This window comes from Azonexus hydrophilus (genome assembly GCF_038368255.1).
Lineage (GTDB): Bacteria > Pseudomonadota > Gammaproteobacteria > Burkholderiales > Rhodocyclaceae > Azonexus > Azonexus hydrophilus.
In genome coordinates, this window is the sequence record NZ_CP151406.1 from 1,125,879 (window position 1) to 1,145,230 (window position 19,352).

Genomic DNA, 19,352 nt, shown 5'->3' on the forward strand with positions numbered 1-19,352 from the left:
AACCCGATGAAAAAGCTCCCCCTGATCCTGGCCGCCCTGCTGCCGGCCCTGGCTTTTGCCCATAACGACCACGCCCATAACCACGGTGTCGGTCAGCTTGGCATCGTCGTCGAAGGCGACCAGCTGACCCTGTTGCTGGAGCTGCCGCAGCACGATGTGGTCGGTTTCGAACGGGCGCCGCGCAACGCCCGCGAGCAACTGACGGTGCAGGCGGCGCTGGAAAAACTGAAGACGCCGGCCAAACTGTTCACGCCGACGGCGGCCGCCCAGTGCGTGGCGAGCGAACAGAAGATCGATGCGCCCCTGCTCGAAGGCGCCAAGGGCCATCACGGCCACGGCGATGTCGAGGTGCGTTACGTTTACCGCTGCGCCCAGCCGGCCGCGCTGACCAACCTCAAGTCCACGGTGTCGGCGGAATTCCCGCGCGTGCGTTCGCTCAACGTCAGCTTCGCCGGTCCCAAGGGCCAGAAGGCCGGCAAACTCGACGCCAAGAACCCGGTATTCGCCTGGTAAACATGACGCCGGCGGCGATCCGCATCGATGATCTGCTGTTTCGCTGGCGTCCCGATGCGGCGCCGGCGGTCTGCCTGCGCGGATTGCAGGTCGACGCCGGCAAAAGTTTGTTCCTGCACGGTCCCAGCGGCGCCGGCAAAAGCACGCTGCTGAATCTGCTTGGCGGTGTGCTGCTGCCCGAACGTGGGCGCATCGAAGTGCTCGGGCAGGTGCTCGGCGACTTGCCGGCGGCGCGCCGCGACGCCTTCCGCGCCGATCACCTCGGTTTCATCTTCCAGCAATTCAATCTCCTGCCCTGGCTGTCGGCGCTGGAGAACGTGCTGCTGCCCTGCCGCTTTTCGCGCCGCCGCGCGCAACGCGCCGGCGACCCGGTGGCCGAGGCGCGCCGCCTGCTCGCCGCGCTCGATCTGGCCGCGCCCGTGCATGACGCGCCGGCCGCCGAACTGTCGGTCGGCCAGCAACAGCGCGTTGCTGCCGCCCGGGCGCTGATCGGTCGGCCGGAAATCGTCATCGCCGACGAGCCGACTTCGGCCCTCGACGCCGCCCGCCAGGATGCCTTCATCGACCTTTTGCTGGCGGAAGCGAAGGCGGTGGCCAGCACCGTCGTTTTCGTCAGCCACGACCAGCGGCTGGCGGCACATTTCGACGCCAGTTTTGCCCTGGCCGGGGAGTTGCCGGCATGAGCGCCTTGCTGCGGCTGGCCCTGGCCAGCGCCTGGAATCGCCGGCTCAGCCTGGGGCTGACCCTGCTCGCCGTGATGCTGGCGGCGACCCTGCTGCTGTCGGTCGAACGCATCCGTGAGGCGGCGCGCGACAGTTTCGCGCAATCGGTCTCGGGCAGCGATCTGATCGTCGGCGCCCGCACCAGCCCGGTCCAGCTGGTGCTGTATTCGGTCTTCCGCCTCGGCGAGGCGACCAACAACCTCGACTGGGCAAGCTACCAGAAAATTGCTGCCGATCCGGCCATTGCCTGGAGCGTGCCCTTGTCGCTCGGCGATTCGCATCGCGGGTATCCGGTGCTCGGCACCACGGCCGATTACTTCACCCATTTCCGCTACGGCGACCGTCAGCCTTTACGCCTGGCCGACGGCGTCGTCTTCGCCGGCATCTTCGACGCAGTGCTCGGCGCCGAAGTCGCCCAGCGTCTCGGCTACCGCGTCGGCGACCAGATCACCCTGAGCCACGGCGATGGCGGCCTGCCCGGCATGGCGCACGACGACAAGCCGTTCACCGTGGTCGGCATCCTGGCGCCGACCGGTACGCCGGTCGACCGCACCGTGCATGTCGGCCTGGCGGCCATCGAGGCCATCCACCTCGACTGGATCGGCGGCGCGCCGGTGCCCGGCTTCAACATCGGCGCCGAGGTGGTGCAGAAGTTCGACCTGACGCCGAAATCGATCACCGCCTTCCTGGTCGGCCTGCACCAGCGCGCCGAGGTCTTCCGCATCCAGCGCCGGATCAACCAGTTTGCCGACGAGCCGCTGCTCGCCGTGATGCCCGGCGTCGCCCTCGACCAGTTGTGGCAGACCGTCGGTGTCGTCGAACGGGCTTTGCAGGCGGTTTCCTGGCTGGTGCTGGCGGTCGGTCTGGCCGGCCTGATGGCGACCATGCTCGCCGGCCTCGACCAGCGCCGCCGCGAAATGGCCATCCTGCGCTCCATCGGCGCCGGACGACGGCACATTCTTGGCTTGTTGCTGCTCGAAAGTGGCCTGGTCAGCCTGCTTGGCTGCCTGCTCGGGCTGGCCGCGGTCAGCCTGTTTGCTGCCATCGGCGGCGATCTGCTGGCCGCTTTCGGTCTGGCGGCCCTGCCGCTGGCGGTGAGCGTGGGCGAAATGAAACTTCTCGGCGCCGTGCTGGTCTGCGGCCTGTCCGTCGGTGTGCTGCCGGCCTGGCGTGCCTATCGTCTGTCGCTGGCCGACGGACTGATCCCCCGTTCATGAAGGAACAAGAATGCTGAAGCCTTGCCTGCTGTTGTTTGCGCTGCTCGTGCCCATGCTGGCCCCGGCCAGCGATTACCGTGTCGGCGACCGGCTGCCTGCCGCCAAGGGGGGCGTCAAGGGATTCAAGGAAATCATGTGGGATGACCTGATGCCCAAGGGCTGGGACCCGATGGCGGCGTTCAAGGGCATCGATCTCAACAAATTGCAGGATAGCGATCCGCGAGCCGCCGAACTGCTTGCCAGCGTCCGCAAGGAATGGGACAAGGCGCCGGTCGAGCCCGCGCTGAATGGCCAGCGCATTCGTATTCCCGGCTTCGTCGTGCCGCTCGAGCGTAAAGGCGACGATGTCATCGAGTTCCTGCTGGTGCCGTATTTCGGTGCCTGCGTGCATGTGCCGCCGCCGCCGTCGAACCAGGTCATCCATGTCGTCCCGGCCAAGCCGGTGAAGGGCATGCGGACCATGGAAACCTTCTGGGTCAGCGGCACCATCAACCTGCAGGGCGGCGACAGCGGCATGGGCGTCTATGCCTACCGTATCGCTGCCGAGCGGGTTGAACCCTATCAAGTGAATCAAGGAAAGAAACGATGAGTACCCTGAGCATGATCCTGCTGGCCTGCCTGGCCGGCGGTTTGATCAGCATGGCCGCAGCGGCGATGGTGGTGTTCCGCCTGTCCCGGCAGTCGACGGCAATCCTGGTGGCGTTTGCTGCCGGCGTCATGCTGTCGTCGGCCTTCCTGCACATCCTGCCGGAAGCCTTCAACTCGCTGCCGCCGGTGGACATCCACGCTGGTCACGACCATGGCCCGGACGACCACGCCGCCATCGCCGCCGAGGAGGATGCGCACGCCGGGCACAACCACGGTGGCCCGTTCGCTACCTTGTTCGCGCTGATGCTGGGCACGCTGTTCACCTTCTTCGCCCTCGAGCGCCTGGCGCTGTGGCGCCACTCGCACGGCGATTGCGCGTCGCACGACGGTCACCACGCAACGGTGACGGCGCCGCCATTGATCCTGATCGGCGATGCCTTCCACAATTTCGTCGACGGCGTGCTGATCGCCGCCGCCTTCATTGCCGACCCGATGCTCGGCGTGACCACGACGGTCGCCATCATCGCCCACGAAGTGCCGCAGGAAATGGGCGACTTCGTGCTGCTGCGCAATGCCGGCTGGAGCAATACCAAGGCCTTCATCGCCAATGCCGGCTCCAGCCTGAGTTCGCTGCTCGGCGGTGCGCTCGGTTTCTTTGCGCTGTCGGCGGCCGATTTCGTCCTCCCCTACGTGCTGGTGATTGCCGCCTCCAGCTTCATCTACGTCGCGCTGGCCGACATCTTTCCGCTACTGCACAAGCAGCGCGAGAGTTTCGTCCGCCAGAGCCTGCTGATCGGGGCCGGGGTGGCGGTGGTGCCGGTGGTGGGGTGGCTCACCCACTGATTTCAGCGCGCCAGGGGTAGCTTCAGACGGGCCCGCAGACCACCGCCCGGGGCATCGAGTAGTTCAAGCTGTCCTTGGTAAAGCGTGGCCAGTTCGCTGACGATGGCCAGACCCAGGCCGGCGCCGGCGACCTTTTCGTCGCCGCGCTGGCCGCGTTGCAGCAGCGCGGCCCGTCGGTCCACCGGGATGCCGGGGCCGTCGTCGTCGATATCGAGATGCAACTGCTCCGCATCGGCCGAAATGGCGATGCGAATTTGGCTGCAGGCCCACTTGCCGGCGTTGTCGAGCAGGTTGCCGAGCATTTCCTGGAGGTCCTGGGCTTCGCCGCGAAACAGCATTTCACGTGCCGTCTCGCCGGGGGTGAAGGTGAAGCTGCGCTCGGGGTGGACGCGCTGCATGACGCGGACCAAGCCCTCGATGACCGGCGCCACTTGGCAGCGCAAGCCTTTATCCTGGGCGGCGGCAGCAACCCTGGCCAGCGCCAGGTGACGGTCGATCTGCTGGCGGGCGGCGATGACCTGGTTGTGCACCAGTTCGGCGAACGGGCCATCTGCCTCGGCGGCAGCGTTGGCCATCACCGCCAGCGGGGTCTTGACCGCGTGGGCGAGATTGCCGGCCTGGTGGCGGGCGCGGGTGACGAAATCGGCATTGCGGCTGAGCACGGCATTCAGTTCGTCGACCACCGGCTCGATTTCGCTCGGGTGGTCTTCGCTCAGTGTTGTCCGTCGGCCGTCGCGCAGCAGTGACAATTCTTCGCGCAGGCGCTTGAGTGGGCGCAGACCAGCGACAACCTGGAAGGCTGCAGCGACCATCAGCCCCAAGGCGAGCAGGGCCAGGGCGCCGATCAGCAGCGTGCGGAAGCGGGCTACGGGCTCGGCCAGCAAGCGTTCGTCGGCGGCGACGATCAGGCGCCAGCTCTGATCCGGGCCTTCGGCCGGTTGCATGACCTGTTCCAGCATGCGCAGCGCTTCCCCGTCCGGGCCGCTGACGCGATGGGTGTGGCGCTCGCCATCGGCCAGCCGGTCGGCGGGCACCGGCAATTGGGCATCCCACAGCGAACGGGAACGCAGGGCGATCACGCCGCTGTTGTCGGGTGCCATGCGCTCGACCTGCCAGTAAAGGCCCGAGTAGGGACGTTCCAGGCGCGGGTCGCTGAGCGGCCGGGCAAGCACGGGATTGCCGCCGGCATCGGTTTCAAGATGGGCGGCCAGTTGGGCCAGGTGCATGCTCAGTTCGTTGTCGAACTGGCGCGACAGTTGTTGTTCGAACATGCTTTGCAAGACCCAGCCGGCAATGCCGACGGTGGCGGCCACCCAGACCAGCGTCCCGACCAGCAGGCGGAAACGCAGCGAGGTGCTGCCTGCCTTCATGCGGGCTGCCCCAGGCGGTAACCGAAGCCGCGTACCGTTTCGATCATTCCGTTGGGCAGTTTCTTGCGCAGCCGGCCGACGAAGACTTCGATGGTGTTGGAGTCGCGGTCGCTGTCCTGCGGGTAGATGTGCTCGGAGAGTTCGCTACGCGAGACGACCTCGCCACGGCGCTGCATCAGGTAGGCCAGCACCTTGAATTCGTGGCTGGTCAGCGCCAGACTCTGACCTTCGACGCTCGCTGCCGCCCGCCGGATATCCAGGCGCAAACTGCCGCATACCAGCTCGTTGCTGGCCTGGCCGGCGCTGCGCCGGATCAGGGCGCGCAGGCGGGCAAGCAGTTCTTCCATGTGGAAGGGTTTGACCAGGTAATCGTCGGCACCGGCGTCGATCCCGGCCACCCGTTCGTGCCAGTCGCCGCGCGCAGTCAGGATCAGTACCGGCATGGTGCGCCCGCCACCCCGCCAGCGTGTCAGTACCGACAGTCCGTCGAGCAGCGGCAGGCCGAGGTCGAGGATCACCGCGTCGAAATCGTTCTCCATGCCCAGATGCAGCGCATCGCGCCCGTTGACCGCGACCTCGACGATGTAGCCCTCGGCCTTCAGCTTGCGGGCGACCTGGAGATTCAGTGTCGGTTCGTCTTCGACCAGCAGGATGCGCATCGATATTCTCCTGGTTATTCCCGATCGAGTGCCTGGTCGTCCATTGAACAGGGGTCGTCAAGCGGTTCGATGTGTGAAGTGATATGCATGCCCGGAATGGCCAGCCGTAATGCGTGTTCGATTTGCTCGGCCCGGTCGTGCGCTCTCTGTACCGACCAGTTACCCGGCACGAGCAGGTGAAAACTGGCGAAGGAGCGTCGCCCGGCCTGCCGGGTGCGCAAGGCATGATAGGTGATGCCGTCTTCGGCGTGTTGCTCCAGTATCCGGGTGATCTGGCCGATTTGTTCGGCCGGAAGGGCGATATCCATGAGACCGGAAGCGGAACGACGCATCAGGTGCCAACCGGCCCAAATGATATTGGCCGCAACGAGCAGCGCAATCGCCGGGTCGAGCCAATGCCATCCGGATAGTGCCACCAGGCCGACGGCCAGGATGACACCGCCCGATGTCCAGACATCGGTCATCAGGTGGTGGGCGTTGGCTTCCAGTGTGATGGAGCGGTGTTCGCGTCCGGCCTTGATCAGCAACATGGCAACGGCCAGATTGATGAGCGAGGCCAGCAGCGACACCAGCAGGCCGACGCCGACCGCCTCCAGTGCCTTTGGCGCCAGAAGTCGCTCAATGGCGGTATAGCCGATACTGATTGCCGCCAGAAAGATGAGAAAGCCTTCGAAGGCACTCGAGAAATATTCTGCCTTGCCGTGACCGTAGGGGTGATTGTCGTCCGCCGGTCGTTCTGCTAGGGAAAGCATCCACAGCGCCATCAACGCTCCCGCCAGATTAACGAAGGATTCCAGGGCATCCGAAAGCAAGCCGACAGAGTCCGTCAGCCACCAGGCCAGGCCTTTGAGCAGGATCGTGGCAACTGCGGCGCCGATGGAAATCCATACGTACGGCTTTAGACTGGTGCTGCTCTGGTTGTCGTCAATCGTCATCTCTTCTTCCTTCTCGTCTTCCTGTTTTTTGTTCGCGACCGGGCATCCGTATGTCGTGTTCGTCGGCGTTTCGATGACATTCGACGCAGTTCTCGAAGTCACGTATACCTTCCTCGATATGCTCCCGACGGATCTTGTCCTGAGTGTGCTCGTGGCAGCCGTAGCAGGTATAGCGGCTGTAGTCATTGCGGATATGGCAAGTCACGCACTGAACGTTGTGGTCCCGGTCCAGTTCGAAGTATTTTTCATGCGCAAAGCTCGCTGGTATCCACTTGTCCTGGCGGTGGCATTGGCTGCAATTGCCGGATATCTGTTGGTGAAGCTTGTCCTTCGGCGATTTGTGGCAGGACTGGCATTGTTTCCTCGCATCAGCCTGGAGCAAGGCATGGTCGAATCTGCCTTCAACACGGAAGCGCTTCACGCCCGCGTGATCGCTATGACAAGCGAGGCAATCCTGCTTCAGCAGATTTTGATGGAATGGGGTACTGGAGCGTGGTTTGCTGATCGCTTGTCCGAGACTCGTCAGTTTGCCGATTTCCTCCGGTTTGTGGCATGCGATGCAGCGTTCGTTGGCTGTTCCAAAGAAAGGCGCATGACAGGCAAAGCAGTCGGTTTCCAGCTTACTGTGTGCGGCGATCAATTTCCCGGGGCCAACCATCAGGTGCGGATAAGCGAAGGTAAGAACCGCTAGTGCGATCAGGTTGATCGCAAGAATGATCTTGAGCGTTTTGCTCATCGCCAACCCCAGAATAGAAAGATGCTGATGATGTGACCAAGGGCCAGAACAGCGAAGGCAATGAAAATCGGAATATGTATCTTGCGCCACCTGGACATGGCATCGAGTGTCACGGCGTCCCAGAAAACTGCCCTTTCGATTTCTTCCTTGGCCATTCCGCGCAACTGATAGTGCTCCCGCTGTCCGATGACGTGCTCACGCGAACGGGCGAGCAACAATTTGCCAACCATGCCGCTGATGACATTGATGCCCATTGCCAGGGTTGCCAGCCAGGGGAGGATGGCGTTGAAGTGAATCCCCGCGTGCAATAGCACCATCAACGATCCTAGCCAGGTGCCGATCTCGTGCATGCTGAGCCATGACTTCACGTTGCCGGCGGTGATCATCTTGCGCTTGCGCAGCGAGTAGAGCAGCGATCCGATGATGAGCAGCGTTCCGGGAATGCCAAGATAACGGCCAACCCAGACCAGATCGAAGCGGTGCAGAAGATAATCTCCGAGCAGGGTTGCTGCAGCGAGTAGGCCGACCAGCAAGGTGAAGGGAAGAATATGGTTGCGCCAAAGCGTGTTGGTCATTTAAGCCTCCAGGGTCACGTTGCTCTTCGGGCTGCAACTACATAGCAGGCAGCTTCCCGGTTCGGGATCAAAGTCAGGCAGATGCTTGTAAGCGACCTCTCCTGAGCGGATGACGGTCTGGCAGCTGCCACAGCTTCCGCTTCGGCAACCGGAGTCGATCTTTACGCCATGCGCCTCGGCAAAATCGAGCAGATTACCGGTCTCTGGTTGCCACGGTAGCTGCTTGCCGGATTTGGCGAAGGTTACGACCAGATTGCTCTGGGTTTCCGCTGCTGCTCCCGGAGTCGTCGTGCTCGACTTGCGTTTGATTGACGCCGGGCCAAAAGCTTCGTAATGGACATGGTTTTCCGCTACCCCCCAGTCTTCCAGCCCCAACACAAGACTTTCCATCATGGCGGTCGGGCCGCAGATGTAGAAATCGAACGGCTTGAGTGGTAATTCACTTCTCAACAGCGGAATATCCACGCGCCCCTGGTGGTGGTAATCACGACCCAATGCTTCGTCCGGCGAGGGGGCGCTGAAACACAGGCGAAGATGGAAATTCGGGTGGGTTGCAGTTTGCGCTTCGAGTTCGCGACGTTTGATCAGCTCAACGCCGTTACGTACGCCATAGAACAGCCAGACCTCGCGTCCAGGCTGTTCTGTCAGGCACCAGTTGAGCATTGAAAGCATCGGGGTGATGCCGATACCCCCACCGATAAGAACGACGGGGGATTGGCTACGGTCAATGTGGAAATGCCCTCCGGGTGCGCGAACCTGCAGGATATCTCCGGGCTTCACATGGTCATGGAAGTGGTTTGAAGAGCGCCCCGGGGGATACTGACTGGCAATCGGCGCAGGTACTCGTTTGATCGACACACGATAAAACTCTTTTCCGGGTGCATCGGACAAGGAGTAGCAACGAACGATCTGCTCGATTTGGCCATCAGGCTTGGGTATGTCGAGTCGAAATGTAAGAAATTGACCCGGCCGGAACGTCGGCAGCGGTAACCCGTCTTCCGGTACCAGGTAAAACGAACAAATGGATTGGGCTCCATCCTCAACCTCTTTGCGCGCTACCCGGAAATTTCGGTAAGCGCCCCATCCTGAAGCGGGAGCAGGTTCGGGAGTCTCAGCGAACTGTGTGCCAGTTCGTATACCGTTACGCAGTGCCTGGTATTCCGCCCAATGCTGCCAGAAGCTTATGCCGAGCCACAGTGCAATCTGCACCATGATCCCCAGCGCGATCCAGAGCAGGAGAGAAGAGGATGTCATTTCGGGTAGCGATAGCATTGACGAGGGTTCTCGTGGTTATTATTTTTGGTTTTCAATCGGCAAATTCCGCCCCCGACGACCGCCGTGCCGACCCTTGACCTCCAGCACCCTGCCGTCGCGCGCGTCGATGATCAGTTTGTTGATGCCGCCGTCGCGGCGCAGCATCTTCACTTCGTAGATCCAGCGGCTATCTTCGTGCTCCAGTTCGACTTCCAGCACGTCGCCGCGGTGCTCGCTCTCGATGCGCGCGAGCACCTGGCGCAGCGACAGAATCTCGCCCGCCTCCAGCGCCCGCCGGGCGACTTCATGATCCTGGCGGCTGTCGGCCTGGACCGGCGCAATGCCGATGCAGGCCGACAGCAGGAACAAGCGGAGCAATCGCAACAACATCATCGGGCTATTGACGACCGCGACCGGGACCCATGCCCTGACCGCCGGCATTCATGCCCGGCCCCATGCCGCCGCGCGGGCCCGCATAAGGCCTTTGTTCCGGTGGCGTGGCCGGCAGGGTGACGCCACGTTCCTGCGCGCGTTGCACCATCTGTTCATGGTGTTTGGCGCGCACGGCCGCGCGTTCCTCCTCGGTACGGGCGCTGCGCATGGCATTGCGGTGCTCGACACGCTCCTGCTCGGTCATCAACTGGCTACCAAAAATCGGTTCGGCGACCGGGTCGGCCGCAAATGCGCCGCCTGAACTCAAGAGCAGGCCAGCAGTGACGAGACTGATCAGTAATTTGCTTTGGGACAACATGATGGACTCCTTCACGAATTGAATGATGGCACAGGCTTGTTCATTCCCCGATTCCCGTTCTACGCCCGTCAACATGAACACGGCCTGAATACTGTCAGTGCCTAGTTCGGGTTGGTCAGACTGACTCCCAGCCGTCTCATCACCGACGCAAATACCCAGTTCTGCCCAGGCGCCGGCACCTACTCCCGGGTCACCAAGTAAATCCGGCGTTCAGGCTGGATTCAGGTAGCCGCAATTAGAGTAACGCCAATCTTTACTCGGACCTATCATTCATGTCCCGTCATTTTTTGATCAAGCCTTATGCCGTAAGCCTGTTCCTCTGCCTGCTTTCTTTGGAGGGCCACGCCGCTGAAACGACCTTACTCAACGCCCGCCAGCTCCAATCTCTGGGTATTCAGACCCGCACATTGCCTCCTGAGGAGGATGTCCGACTACCGGGGTTGCCCGGCCGGGTCGATATCCCTGCTGGACAACTACAAATGCTTGTCGCGCCCCTGGAGGGAACGCTGCAAGAGGTGCTGATCCCCCCCGGGGAGATGGTCAAGAAAGGACAGGTGGTGGCCCGTCTGATCAGCCCGCAGGCCCTGGAACTGCAGCGGCTCCATGTCGAGGCCAGCGCCCGGGCCGCCCAGGCCGGCGCCGCCCGCCAGCGGGATGAGCAGCTGTTCAAGGAAGGCATCATCGCCCAGGCCCGCCTCGAAAGCAGCCGGGCCGCCGCCGCCGAGGCGGGGGCGCAACTGGCCCAGAGCCGCCAGTCCCTGGCCCTGGCCGGCGGCCGTCCCGGTGCGGGCGGAGCCGTGCTGGAACTGCGGGCCGGCCTGGATGGCGTGCTGCTCGAACAGCTGGCCCAGGTGGGGGATCGCCTGCCCGCCGCCACCCCCATTGCCCGCATCGGCCGCCCCGCGCCGCTCTGGGTCACCCTGCAGGTGCCGGCCGGCGTGGCCGCCCGGGTCAAGGCCGGCGACATCGTGCGCCTGCCCCTGCTGGGAGTGGAGGGCAAGCTGCTGGCCGTGAGCCGCAGCGTCGATGCCGCCAGCCAGAACGTCACCCTGCGTGCCCAGGTGGACCGGGGCAGCGAGCAGTTACGCCCGGGCCAGGCGGTGGAGGTGGAAATCCAGGTCAGCGGCCAGCCCGGCCAGGCCCTGCCGAGCCGGGCCCTGGCCCGCCACGAGGGGCAGTTGCTGGCTTTTGTGCAGCAGGGTGGCGGCGAAACCGTTCGCTTCGTGGCCAAACCAGTGAAGGTGCTCTCCCAACTGGGTGACACGGTGATGGTGGCAGGGCTCGTCCCTGGTGAGCGGGTGGCCGTCCAGGGCGTGGCCAGCCTCAAGGCGATGCTCGCCGGGGCGGGGGGCGAGTGATGCTGGCGCACCTGATCCGTTTTTCCCTGACCCAGCGCCTCCTGGTGTTGGTGCTCACCCTGATCCTCGCGGGTCTGGGCCTGAGCGCCTTCCTGCAACTGCCCATCGACGCCTTTCCCGATGTATCCACCACCCAGGTGAAGATCATCCTCAAGGCCCCCGGCATGACGCCGGAGGAGGTGGAGGCCCGCATCGTCACCCCGGTGGAACAGGAGATGCTCGGCATCCCCAACCAGCGCCTACTGCGCTCCACTTCCAAGTACGCGATCACCGACATCACCATCGACTTCGAGGACGGCACCGACATCTACTGGGCCCGCCAGCAGGTGGGCGAACGCCTCTCCAGCGTCATGGACAGCCTGCCCCCCGGCGTTAATGGCGGACTGGCCCCCATCACCACCCCCCTGGGGGAAATGTTCATGTTCACCATCGAGGGGGAACTGCCCCTGGAGGAAAAGCGCAGCCTGCTGGAATGGGTGATCCGCCCGCAACTGCGCACGGTGCCCGGCGTGGCCGACGTGAACAGCCTGGGCGGCTACGTGAAAACCTTCGAAGTGGTGCCCGACACCACGGCTCTGGCCGCCCGGGGGCTTTCCATGGCGCAACTGCGCGAGGCCCTGGCCCGCAACAACCGCAATGACGGGGCCGGACGCCTCAACGACGGGGAGGAATCCCTGCTGGTGCGTACCGAGGGCGCCATCCGCACCCTGGAGGACGTGGCCGCCATTGTGGTGCGCAGCGGTACCGGCGGCGTGACCCGGGTGGGCGACGTGGCCGTGGTGCGCTACGGCCACCTGACCCGCTACGGCGCCGTGACCCGGAGCGGCGAGGGCGAGGCGGTGCAGGGCCTGGTGCTGGGCCTGAGGGGTGCCAACGCCCGGGCCGTGGTGGCCGGGGTCAAGACCCGGCTTGCGGAAATCGCCCCGTCGCTGCCCCCCGGCATCAGTATCGTGCCCTTCTACGACCGCAGCTCCCTGGTGGACCGGGCCGTGCAGACCGTTTCCAAGGCCCTGCTCGAAGCCATCGTGCTGGTGGTGATCCTGTTGCTGGCCTTCCTCGGCAATCTGCGTGCCGCCCTGGTGGTGGCCCTGATGCTGCCCCTCTCGGCCCTGGCCACTTTCATCCTCATGCGCAGCTTCGGCCTCTCGGCCAACCTGATGAGCCTGGGGGGCCTGGCCATCGCCATCGGCATGCTGGTGGATGCGGCCGTGGTGGTGGTGGAAAACGTGGAAATCGAGCTGGCCCACGCCCCGGAAAACCTGCCCACCTTGCACCTGATCTACCGGGCCGCCCGGGAAGTGGCGGCGCCGGTGGCTTCCGGGATTTTCATCATCATCATCGTGTTCCTGCCCCTGCTCTCCCTGCAGGGCCTGGAAGGCAAGATGTTCGGCCCGGTGGCCCTCACCATCGTGTTCGCCCTCTCGGCTTCCCTGCTGCTGTCCCTCACCGTGGTGCCGGTGCTCGCCTCCTGGCTGTTGCAGCGGGGCGTGCATCAGGAGCCCTGGCTGGTCAGAAAGCTCAATGTGGGCTACGATCACCTGCTGGGCTGGGCCCTGAGCCACACCCGGCCCCTGATCATCGGCGCCCTGGTCAGTCTGGCGGCGGCGGGGGGCGCCTATACCCTGCTCGGCAAGACCTTCATGCCCACCATGGATGAAGGGGACCTGATCATGCAGCTGGAAAAGCTGCCCTCTATCACCCTGGAACAGAGCCTTGCACTGGATGGCCGCATCCAGCAGGCGATCATGGAGCAGGTGCCGGAGGTGAAGGCCATCGTCGCCCGCACCGGGGCCGACGAACTGGGCCTGGACCCCATGGGCCTGAACCAGACCGACACCTTCATGGTGCTGAAGCCCCGTAGCGAATGGCGGAAGCCCGACCCGGACTGGCTGGCCGACCAGCTGCGCCAGGTGATGGCGGATTTCCCAGGCATCGGATTTTCCTTCACCCAGCCCATCGACATGCGGGTTTCCGAAATGCTCACCGGGGTGCGCGGCGATCTGGCGGTGAAAATCTACGGCCCCGACCTGGCCGCCCTGAACCAACTGGCCGGTCAGGTGGAAACCGCCATCAAGGCCGTGCCCGGCGCGGAGGACACCTTCACGGTGAAGAACGAGGGGGTGCAGTACCTGCAGATTCGCGTGGACCGCCTCGCCGCCGGCCGTTTCGGCCTCAATGTGGAAGAGGTGCAGGACACCCTGAAGGGGCTACTCGAGGGGCAGGTCGTGGGCACCGTGATCGAGAGCGGCCGGCGCCTCTCCCTGTTCATCAAGGGCACTGCCGACCTGCGCGACAGCCCCGCCGCCTTTGCCGGCCTCTTCATCGCCACCCCGGACGGCCAGAACATCCCCCTCACCAGCATTGCCCGCATCGAACGGGTGGATGGCCCGGTGAAGGTGGACCGGGAAAATGCCCAGCGCTTCGTGGTGGTCCAGTCCAACGTGCGCGGCCGGGACCTGGTGGGCTTCGTGGAGGACGCCCGCCGGGCCGTGGAAGCTGGCATCCAGCTGCCCCCGGGCTACCGCGTCGCCTGGGGCGGCCAGTTCGAGAACCAGCAGCGGGCCGCTGCCCGGCTGGCGGTGGTGGTGCCCATGGCCCTGGCGCTGATCTTCTTCCTGCTCTTTTCCACTTTCCGCTCGGTGCGCCAGGCGGTGCTGGTGCTCTCCAACATCCCCTTCGCCCTGGTGGGCGGCGTGTTTTCCCTGCTGCTGGCGGGCGAGTACCTCTCGGTGCCCGCCTCCGTGGGCTTCATCGCCCTGCTCGGCATCGCCGTCCTGAATGGCGTGGTGATGGTCAGCTACTTCAACCAGTTGCTGGCCACCGGCATGCCCATCGCCCAGGTGGTGGTGGAGGGGGCCAAGCGCCGCCTACGTCCGGTGCTGATGACCGCCAGTATCGCCGCCCTGGGTCTGGTGCCCTTGCTGTTCGCCACGGGTCCCGGCTCGGAAGTGCAACGGCCGCTGGCCATTGTCGTGATCGGCGGGCTGGTGACATCCACTCTGCTGACCCTACTGATCCTGCCCATCCTCTACCGCCGCTTCGGCCTGAGACCCCCAACCCCTTTCCGCGAGGCTGACCGTGTCTGACGCACCCCTGCTCCTCACTCTGATCGTTCCCCACGAACTCGAAGAGGCCGTGGCCGACGCCCTGCTGGCCCGGCCGGACCTGACCGCCGGCTTCTCCTCCATGGCGGCGGAAGGCCACGGCCGTTCCATCCAGCTGGTGGAGGCCGACGAACTGGTCTGCGGCCATGTGCGCCGGAAGCGCCTGGACACGGTATGCAGCAACCGGGAAAAGGCCGACGCCATCCTCGCCATGCTGCGCGAGCAGTTCCCCGGCGCCAATTTCTACTACTGGCTGACCCCGGTGCTGGCCCATGGGAGGCTGGCATGATGCGCCGTACCCTCCTGCTTTCCCTGCTGCTGGCCGCCTGGGGAGCCCTGCCTGCCCAGGCCGGGCCGGCCCTGCCCCCCGAAGCCGCCGTGCGCCAGGCCCTGATGGACCTGCCCTCAGTACGGGCCGGACAGGGCGAAATCGCCCAGGGCGAAGCCCGGCAGCGCCAGCTCGAAGCCGGTCCCCACGAATGGGCCATGACCCTGGAAGGCCAGCGTCGCCACACGCGGGACGCAGGCGGCGGGCCGGACAGCCGCACCCGGGATTGGGCCGTGGGACTGGAGCGGGCCTGGCGCCTGCCCGGCAAGGCCGCCCTGGACAGCCAGCTCGGCCAGGAGCACCGGGCCCTGGCCGAAGCAGCGGCAGAAGAACGCCTGCACGGCGGCGCCCGGCTGCTGCTGGAAACCTGGTTCGCCTGGCTGCGCGCCCGGGAGCGCCTGGTCCAGGTCGAAGAAGCCCGGGCCAGCCTGGAAAAGGAAAACCGCGCCATGACCCGCCGCCGGGAACTGGGTGATGCCTCGGAACTGGAAAGCCTGCAGATGGAAGCGGCCTTTTCCCAGATGCGGGCCGAATACCAGACCCGGGAAGCCGAGTTGCTCGCGGCCCGGGAACGGCTGCAGCAACTATTCCCTGGCTTGCCCCTGCCGGAACAGGTGAACCTGCCGGCGCCGCAACCCATCGCGGGTAGCCTGGAAGAATGGGAAGAAGCGCTCCTGACCCAGGAGCCCGCCCTGCGCCTGGCCCGGCTGGAGTCCAGCCGCAGTCGGCTACAGGCCCAGCGCGCCGATCGGGATCGGCTGGCTGATCCCACCGTGGGAGTACGTGTTGCTCGGGAAAAGGATGGCGAGGACCGGCTGCTCGGACTCACCCTGACCATTCCCCTGATGGGCAGCGCACGCCAGGCCGAGGCTGACCGTAGCCGGGCTGAAGCCAGCATTGCCAGCGAACGGGAAGCCCAGGTGCTGCGTGAAACCCGCGCCGCCGCTCGGGCCGCCTGGCAACAGGCCCGGGGCGCCTGGCAGGCCTGGCAGGCGAGCCAGGACGCCGCCGCCCGCATGATCCGGGCCGCGAAGTTGCAGACTCGGGCTTACGAGCTGGGGGAAGGCAGCCTGGCGGAAATGCTGGCCATTCGCCGCCTGGCTTTCAATGCTGAACTGGACAGCCGCCTGGCCCAGTTGGATGCACTGGAGAAATACTATCGGCTGGAAATTGATCGCCATAAGCTTTGGGATTTCTCCCTGCCGAACTCACCAGAAGTTCAGCCATGATCGCGGTTGACGGCAACTGCCATACGAATGGCAGGCCAAAATCCACCCAGCATCAAAGTGATAACTAATCTTACAAAGTAGAACTAATCGTCTTCGCCATGACCGTGGCGTGCGCGGTAACGTGGCGCTTCGTATGGCGCTTTGGGTTGCTCGCCGAAACCGGCGCGATAAACCTCGGCGCTGGTGAAGCGGCAGTCCTTGCGGACGCCGACCGTCTTCAGCAACTCGGTATCGGGTTTGGGCAGCGTCCCGATCTGGCTGGTGATCCGGGCTCTGATCTGTTCACAACTTTCATCCGGTACCGGGTTGGCAAGGCTGCTTAGGGGCAGAAGCAGCGATAAGCAGAGTACGAGTGGTGTTTTCATGACGGTTTCCTTCGAGTGGAATGTCGCCATGCTCGTTGAGATGAGCTGAATATTCGCTGAACACGCGCTTCAGGTTCCGTTCAGGTGTGCGGCGGCATAGTTCGCTCCATTGTTGATCTGGAGGATGTCCGCCATGAAATTCCGTCTCGCCCTTTCCTGCTTCGTGCTTTCGTTTCACTCACTGCTGGCCAGCGCCGGTCCGCTCGAAGCGCAACTGGCTACCTACGCCACTGCCGCCAAGGCGGCCAACCCGGCGTTTTCGGGTTTCTCCGCCGCTCGCGGCGAAAAGCTGCATGTCACCAATTTTGCCCTGGGCAAGCCGGATACGCCGGCGTGCACCAGCTGTCATGGCAACGATCCCCGCGCTGCGGGCAAGACCCTGACCGGCAAGTTGATCGAGCCAATGGCCCTGTCGGTCTCGCTCGGGCGTTATGCCGATCCGGCCAAGGTCGAGAAGTGGTTCAAGCGCAACTGCAACGAGGTGCTCGGCCGCGAATGCACCCCGCTCGAGAAGGGCGACTGGCTGACTTTCGTCAGCAGCCGCTGAAACAGAACGGAGGAAACGACCATGAAATTCCCGACCCGACCCCTTGCCCTCGGCCTGCTGGCCCTCGGTTTTTCCGCCCTGATCTTCAGCCGCGCTCAGGCCGGCGGCGGTCATTACTATCCGCCGGTCGCCGATCCGCTGGTCAAGGAAGAATGCGGTAGCTGCCACCTGGCGTTCCCGGCGTCGATGCTGCCGGCTTCGTCGTGGAAACGCATGATGGGCGAACTTGACAATCACTTTGGCGACAACGCTTCCGTCGATCCCGAGGTCGCCCGCAAGATCACCGCCTATCTCGTCGCCAACGCCGCCGATACCGGTGGCCAGCGCTACGGCGCCAAGTTGCAGCGTGGTGTCGATCCGGCCTCGGCGCCGCAGCGCATCACGGCCTTGCCCAAGTGGGTGCGCGAACACCGCGAAGTGCCGGATTGGGAATGGCGGCACAAGGACGTGCGCAGCAAGGCCAACTGCACGGCCTGTCATGCCGACGCCGAGCTCGGCTACTACGAAGATTGAACGTTTCAGGGAGATAGCACCATGACTTTTTCGCACCGGATGTTTTCCTTGGCCCTGGTCGCCGCGCTGATGGCCGGCGTGCTGAGCTTTTCTCAACCGGCTCTTGCCGATTCCGAGCGCAGCGGCAACTGGCTGCCGATTCCCCGTCTGATCGAAAAGCTGGAGGCGGCCGGCTATCGCAATATCGAGAAGATCGAGCGCGAGCACGGCCGTTACGAAGTGCGGGCCACCAATCCCCAGGGGGGGCGCAGCAAGCTGCTGCTCGATGCGCGTACCGGCGAATTCGTCGGCGCGCAGCGCGCGTACGAGCGGCAAGATGCTCGCCGCGGAGAAAGCAGCGGCGAGTGCAACAAGCGCCGCTGTCGTGACGACATGCCGGCGACGCCGGCCGGGAGCCGCTGATGGTCAGGGGCGTGCTTGTCTTGCTGACTGCCGCGCTGGCCCTGCTCTGGGGCTGGGATGTGCTGCAGGCACCGGCCTCGCCGGCGCATCCCTGGTGGATCGCGCGGCAGGAGGCGATGTACCTGAGCGGCCTGCTGGCGATTGGCCTGATGTCGCTGGCGATGTACCTGGCGACGCGTCCGGTCTGGCTGGAAGCGCCCTTCGGCGGCATGGACCGCGTCTATCGCGCGCACAAATGGGCGGGCATCGTCGGCGGCAGCTTTGCGATCATGCACTGGCTGGTCGAGATGTCCGACGACATCCTCAAATCGACCATCGGTCGTGCCGGCCGGGTGCCCAAGGAAAAGGCCACCGGCCTGCTCGACAGCCTGCAGGATCTGGCCGAGGACTTCGGCGAATGGGGCTTCTACATCCTGCTGGTGCTGCTGGCGATCACGCTGTGGCAGCGTTTTCCCTATCGCCCCTGGCGTTTCCTGCACCGGGCGATGCCGGTGATCTACCTGCTGCTGGCCTTTCACTCGGTCCTGCTGGCGCCGCGCGATTACTGGACGCAGCCGGTCGGCTGGGTGCTCGCCGGGCTGGTTGCGGCCGGCATCTATGGCGCGTTGCGGGCCTTGCTCGGCAACATCGGACAGGCCCGGCGCGTGCGCGGCGAAATCCTCGCCGTGACGCAGCCGGCCCCCGATGTCGTCGCCGTTTCCTGCCGTTTGCCGGCGGCCTGGCACGGGCATCGTGCCGGACAGTTCGCGCTGGTCACCTTTGACCCGGACGAGGGCGCGCATCCCTTCACCATCGCCAGCGCCGACGGCGGCGACCGGACCGTCGAGTTCCGCATCAAGGCGCTCGGCGACCATACCCGCCAGCTGCCTTCGCTGCTGCGCCCGGGCCAGCCTGTCGACATCGAAGGGCCCTACGGACGCTTCGATTTATCCCGCATCAATCCCCGGGCGCGGCAATTCTGGGTGGCCGGCGGCATCGGCGTGACGCCTTTCCTGGCCTGGCTGGGCGCCTTGCAGAACAGCAGCGCGCCGGCGCCGGCGGCGGACCTGCATTACTGCACCCGCGACCGCGAGCACGATCCCTTCGTGGCCGAACTGCAGGCGCTATGCGCCGGCTTGCCCAGTGTTCGCCTGCATGTCCATGGCAGCGCTCAGGGAGACGTGCTGGATGCGCATCGTCTGCTCAAGGATACCGGTCCCGGCGAAGCAGCCGAAGTCTGGTTCTGCGGTCCGGGTGGGCTGGCCGATTCGCTACGCCGGGGAATTGCCGGGATCGGCAGGCGGCGCCTGAGTTTCCATCAGGAAGCCTTCGTCATGCGCTGAGTAGTCTGTCCTGCTTGGCTT

22 protein-coding genes are annotated in these 19,352 nt (G+C 64.7%); 13 read left to right on the plus strand and 9 right to left on the minus strand.

Annotated elements, in window-relative coordinates; all coding sequences use genetic code 11:
• The first annotated feature begins 6 nt into the window (after positions 1–6).
• The 5 genes from AADV58_RS05450 to AADV58_RS05470 are packed head-to-tail and all read left to right on the plus strand — an operon-like array spanning position 7 to position 3,883.
• Positions 7–513: a DUF2796 domain-containing protein gene (locus AADV58_RS05450; RefSeq protein WP_281984815.1), complete on the plus strand. Its 507-nt coding sequence runs from the start codon at positions 7–9 to the stop codon at positions 511–513.
• Positions 514–515: 2 nt separating this feature from the next.
• A complete protein-coding gene (locus AADV58_RS05455; RefSeq protein ID WP_281984817.1) occupies positions 516–1,196 on the plus strand; it encodes an ATP-binding cassette domain-containing protein in 681 nt (226 codons plus the stop codon).
• Entirely contained in the window at positions 1,193–2,452 is a 1,260-nt protein-coding gene (locus tag AADV58_RS05460) for an ABC transporter permease (RefSeq protein ID WP_341744260.1), read from the plus strand. Before AADV58_RS05455 ends, AADV58_RS05460 begins: the two co-directional genes overlap by 4 nt.
• Positions 2,453–2,462: 10 nt before the next feature.
• Complete coding sequence (locus AADV58_RS05465; protein ID WP_341744261.1) at positions 2,463–3,041, plus strand: DUF3299 domain-containing protein; 579 nt, start codon at positions 2,463–2,465, stop codon at positions 3,039–3,041.
• Positions 3,038–3,883: a ZIP family metal transporter gene (locus AADV58_RS05470; protein ID WP_341744262.1), complete on the plus strand. Its 846-nt coding sequence runs from the start codon at positions 3,038–3,040 to the stop codon at positions 3,881–3,883. The genes AADV58_RS05465 and AADV58_RS05470 overlap by 4 nt, the downstream gene beginning before the upstream one ends.
• 2 nt (positions 3,884–3,885) lie before the next feature.
• Here the strand turns inward: AADV58_RS05470 and AADV58_RS05475 are convergent, their stop codons facing one another.
• The 8 genes from AADV58_RS05475 to AADV58_RS05510 are packed head-to-tail and all read right to left on the minus strand — an operon-like array spanning position 3,886 to position 10,163.
• Positions 3,886–5,253 carry a sensor histidine kinase gene (locus AADV58_RS05475; protein WP_341744263.1) on the minus strand — a complete coding sequence of 456 codons (1,368 nt, stop codon included), beginning with the start codon at positions 5,251–5,253 and terminating at the stop codon, positions 3,886–3,888.
• The gene (locus tag AADV58_RS05480; protein ID WP_341744264.1) at positions 5,250–5,912 is read right to left on the minus strand and encodes a response regulator transcription factor; all 663 of its coding nucleotides are present in this window, start codon (positions 5,910–5,912) and stop codon (positions 5,250–5,252) included. The genes AADV58_RS05475 and AADV58_RS05480 overlap by 4 nt, the downstream gene beginning before the upstream one ends.
• Positions 5,913–5,926: 14 nt before the next feature.
• Positions 5,927–6,847 (minus strand): cation diffusion facilitator family transporter, encoded by a 921-nt coding sequence (locus AADV58_RS05485; RefSeq protein WP_341744265.1) that lies wholly within the window; start codon positions 6,845–6,847, stop codon positions 5,927–5,929.
• Positions 6,837–7,583: a cytochrome c3 family protein gene (locus AADV58_RS05490; protein ID WP_341744266.1), complete on the minus strand. Its 747-nt coding sequence runs from the start codon at positions 7,581–7,583 to the stop codon at positions 6,837–6,839. The genes AADV58_RS05485 and AADV58_RS05490 overlap by 11 nt, the downstream gene beginning before the upstream one ends.
• Complete coding sequence (locus tag AADV58_RS05495) at positions 7,580–8,158, minus strand: hypothetical protein (RefSeq protein WP_341744267.1); 579 nt, start codon at positions 8,156–8,158, stop codon at positions 7,580–7,582. The genes AADV58_RS05490 and AADV58_RS05495 overlap by 4 nt, the downstream gene beginning before the upstream one ends.
• On the minus strand, positions 8,159–9,430 hold the full coding sequence (locus tag AADV58_RS05500) for a 2Fe-2S iron-sulfur cluster-binding protein (protein WP_341744268.1): 1,272 nt from the start codon (positions 9,428–9,430) through the stop codon (positions 8,159–8,161). It abuts the gene before it with no gap.
• A gap of 21 nt (positions 9,431–9,451) precedes the next feature.
• Positions 9,452–9,796: a PepSY domain-containing protein gene (locus tag AADV58_RS05505; protein WP_341744269.1), complete on the minus strand. Its 345-nt coding sequence runs from the start codon at positions 9,794–9,796 to the stop codon at positions 9,452–9,454.
• 13 nt (positions 9,797–9,809) lie between these two features.
• Positions 9,810–10,163, minus strand: a complete 354-nt coding sequence (locus AADV58_RS05510) for a hypothetical protein (RefSeq protein ID WP_341744270.1) — start codon at positions 10,161–10,163, stop codon at positions 9,810–9,812.
• Positions 10,164–10,435: 272 nt separating this feature from the next.
• On the opposite strand from AADV58_RS05510, the gene AADV58_RS05515 reads away from it, so the two are divergent.
• From AADV58_RS05515 to AADV58_RS05530, 4 genes are read left to right on the plus strand one after another with little or no spacing between them, the layout of a single operon-like run.
• Complete coding sequence (locus tag AADV58_RS05515; RefSeq protein WP_341744271.1) at positions 10,436–11,521, plus strand: efflux RND transporter periplasmic adaptor subunit; 1,086 nt, start codon at positions 10,436–10,438, stop codon at positions 11,519–11,521.
• The gene (locus AADV58_RS05520; protein WP_341744272.1) at positions 11,521–14,607 is read left to right on the plus strand and encodes a CusA/CzcA family heavy metal efflux RND transporter; all 3,087 of its coding nucleotides are present in this window, start codon (positions 11,521–11,523) and stop codon (positions 14,605–14,607) included. The genes AADV58_RS05515 and AADV58_RS05520 overlap by 1 nt, the downstream gene beginning before the upstream one ends.
• Positions 14,600–14,914: a DUF3240 family protein gene (locus AADV58_RS05525; protein ID WP_341744273.1), complete on the plus strand. Its 315-nt coding sequence runs from the start codon at positions 14,600–14,602 to the stop codon at positions 14,912–14,914. Before AADV58_RS05520 ends, AADV58_RS05525 begins: the two co-directional genes overlap by 8 nt.
• The gene (locus tag AADV58_RS05530; protein ID WP_341744274.1) at positions 14,911–16,182 is read left to right on the plus strand and encodes a TolC family protein; all 1,272 of its coding nucleotides are present in this window, start codon (positions 14,911–14,913) and stop codon (positions 16,180–16,182) included. The genes AADV58_RS05525 and AADV58_RS05530 overlap by 4 nt, the downstream gene beginning before the upstream one ends.
• Before the next feature lie 83 nt (positions 16,183–16,265).
• Here AADV58_RS05530 and AADV58_RS05535 read toward each other — a convergent pair whose 3' ends face one another.
• Entirely contained in the window at positions 16,266–16,547 is a 282-nt protein-coding gene (locus AADV58_RS05535; protein WP_341744275.1) for a hypothetical protein, read from the minus strand.
• A gap of 133 nt (positions 16,548–16,680) precedes the next feature.
• Between AADV58_RS05535 and AADV58_RS05540 the strand changes: the two genes are divergently transcribed.
• Genes AADV58_RS05540 through AADV58_RS05555 form a run of 4 tightly spaced genes read left to right on the plus strand, consistent with a single transcriptional unit; the run spans position 16,681 to position 19,331 of the window.
• A complete protein-coding gene (locus AADV58_RS05540) occupies positions 16,681–17,094 on the plus strand; it encodes a DUF1924 domain-containing protein (RefSeq protein WP_341744276.1) in 414 nt (137 codons plus the stop codon).
• A 21-nt stretch (positions 17,095–17,115) separates the two neighbouring features.
• Positions 17,116–17,607, plus strand: a complete 492-nt coding sequence (locus AADV58_RS05545) for a diheme cytochrome c (protein WP_341744277.1) — start codon at positions 17,116–17,118, stop codon at positions 17,605–17,607.
• A gap of 21 nt (positions 17,608–17,628) precedes the next feature.
• Positions 17,629–18,009: a PepSY domain-containing protein gene (locus AADV58_RS05550; RefSeq protein ID WP_341744278.1), complete on the plus strand. Its 381-nt coding sequence runs from the start codon at positions 17,629–17,631 to the stop codon at positions 18,007–18,009.
• A complete protein-coding gene (locus tag AADV58_RS05555; protein ID WP_341744279.1) occupies positions 18,009–19,331 on the plus strand; it encodes a ferredoxin reductase family protein in 1,323 nt (440 codons plus the stop codon). The genes AADV58_RS05550 and AADV58_RS05555 overlap by 1 nt, the downstream gene beginning before the upstream one ends.
• Positions 19,332–19,352: the final 21 nt, after the last annotated feature.

Coding starts and splice junctions, on each gene's coding strand:
- AADV58_RS05450 (WP_281984815.1), top strand. CDS start 7: ATGAAAAAGCTCCCCCTGATCCTGGCCGCCCTGCTGCCGGCCCTGGCT.
- AADV58_RS05455 (WP_281984817.1), top strand. CDS start 516: ATGACGCCGGCGGCGATCCGCATCGATGATCTGCTGTTTCGCTGGCGT.
- AADV58_RS05460 (WP_341744260.1), top strand. CDS start 1,193: ATGAGCGCCTTGCTGCGGCTGGCCCTGGCCAGCGCCTGGAATCGCCGG.
- AADV58_RS05465 (WP_341744261.1), top strand. CDS start 2,463: ATGCTGAAGCCTTGCCTGCTGTTGTTTGCGCTGCTCGTGCCCATGCTG.
- AADV58_RS05470 (WP_341744262.1), top strand. CDS start 3,038: ATGAGTACCCTGAGCATGATCCTGCTGGCCTGCCTGGCCGGCGGTTTG.
- AADV58_RS05475 (WP_341744263.1), bottom strand. CDS start 5,253: ATGAAGGCAGGCAGCACCTCGCTGCGTTTCCGCCTGCTGGTCGGGACG.
- AADV58_RS05480 (WP_341744264.1), bottom strand. CDS start 5,912: ATGCGCATCCTGCTGGTCGAAGACGAACCGACACTGAATCTCCAGGTC.
- AADV58_RS05485 (WP_341744265.1), bottom strand. CDS start 6,847: ATGACGATTGACGACAACCAGAGCAGCACCAGTCTAAAGCCGTACGTA.
- AADV58_RS05490 (WP_341744266.1), bottom strand. CDS start 7,583: ATGAGCAAAACGCTCAAGATCATTCTTGCGATCAACCTGATCGCACTA.
- AADV58_RS05495 (WP_341744267.1), bottom strand. CDS start 8,158: ATGACCAACACGCTTTGGCGCAACCATATTCTTCCCTTCACCTTGCTG.
- AADV58_RS05500 (WP_341744268.1), bottom strand. CDS start 9,430: ATGCTATCGCTACCCGAAATGACATCCTCTTCTCTCCTGCTCTGGATC.
- AADV58_RS05510 (WP_341744270.1), bottom strand. CDS start 10,163: ATGTTGTCCCAAAGCAAATTACTGATCAGTCTCGTCACTGCTGGCCTG.
- AADV58_RS05515 (WP_341744271.1), top strand. CDS start 10,436: ATGTCCCGTCATTTTTTGATCAAGCCTTATGCCGTAAGCCTGTTCCTC.
- AADV58_RS05520 (WP_341744272.1), top strand. CDS start 11,521: ATGCTGGCGCACCTGATCCGTTTTTCCCTGACCCAGCGCCTCCTGGTG.
- AADV58_RS05530 (WP_341744274.1), top strand. CDS start 14,911: ATGATGCGCCGTACCCTCCTGCTTTCCCTGCTGCTGGCCGCCTGGGGA.
- AADV58_RS05535 (WP_341744275.1), bottom strand. CDS start 16,547: ATGAAAACACCACTCGTACTCTGCTTATCGCTGCTTCTGCCCCTAAGC.
- AADV58_RS05540 (WP_341744276.1), top strand. CDS start 16,681: ATGAAATTCCGTCTCGCCCTTTCCTGCTTCGTGCTTTCGTTTCACTCA.
- AADV58_RS05545 (WP_341744277.1), top strand. CDS start 17,116: ATGAAATTCCCGACCCGACCCCTTGCCCTCGGCCTGCTGGCCCTCGGT.
- AADV58_RS05550 (WP_341744278.1), top strand. CDS start 17,629: ATGACTTTTTCGCACCGGATGTTTTCCTTGGCCCTGGTCGCCGCGCTG.
- AADV58_RS05555 (WP_341744279.1), top strand. CDS start 18,009: ATGGTCAGGGGCGTGCTTGTCTTGCTGACTGCCGCGCTGGCCCTGCTC.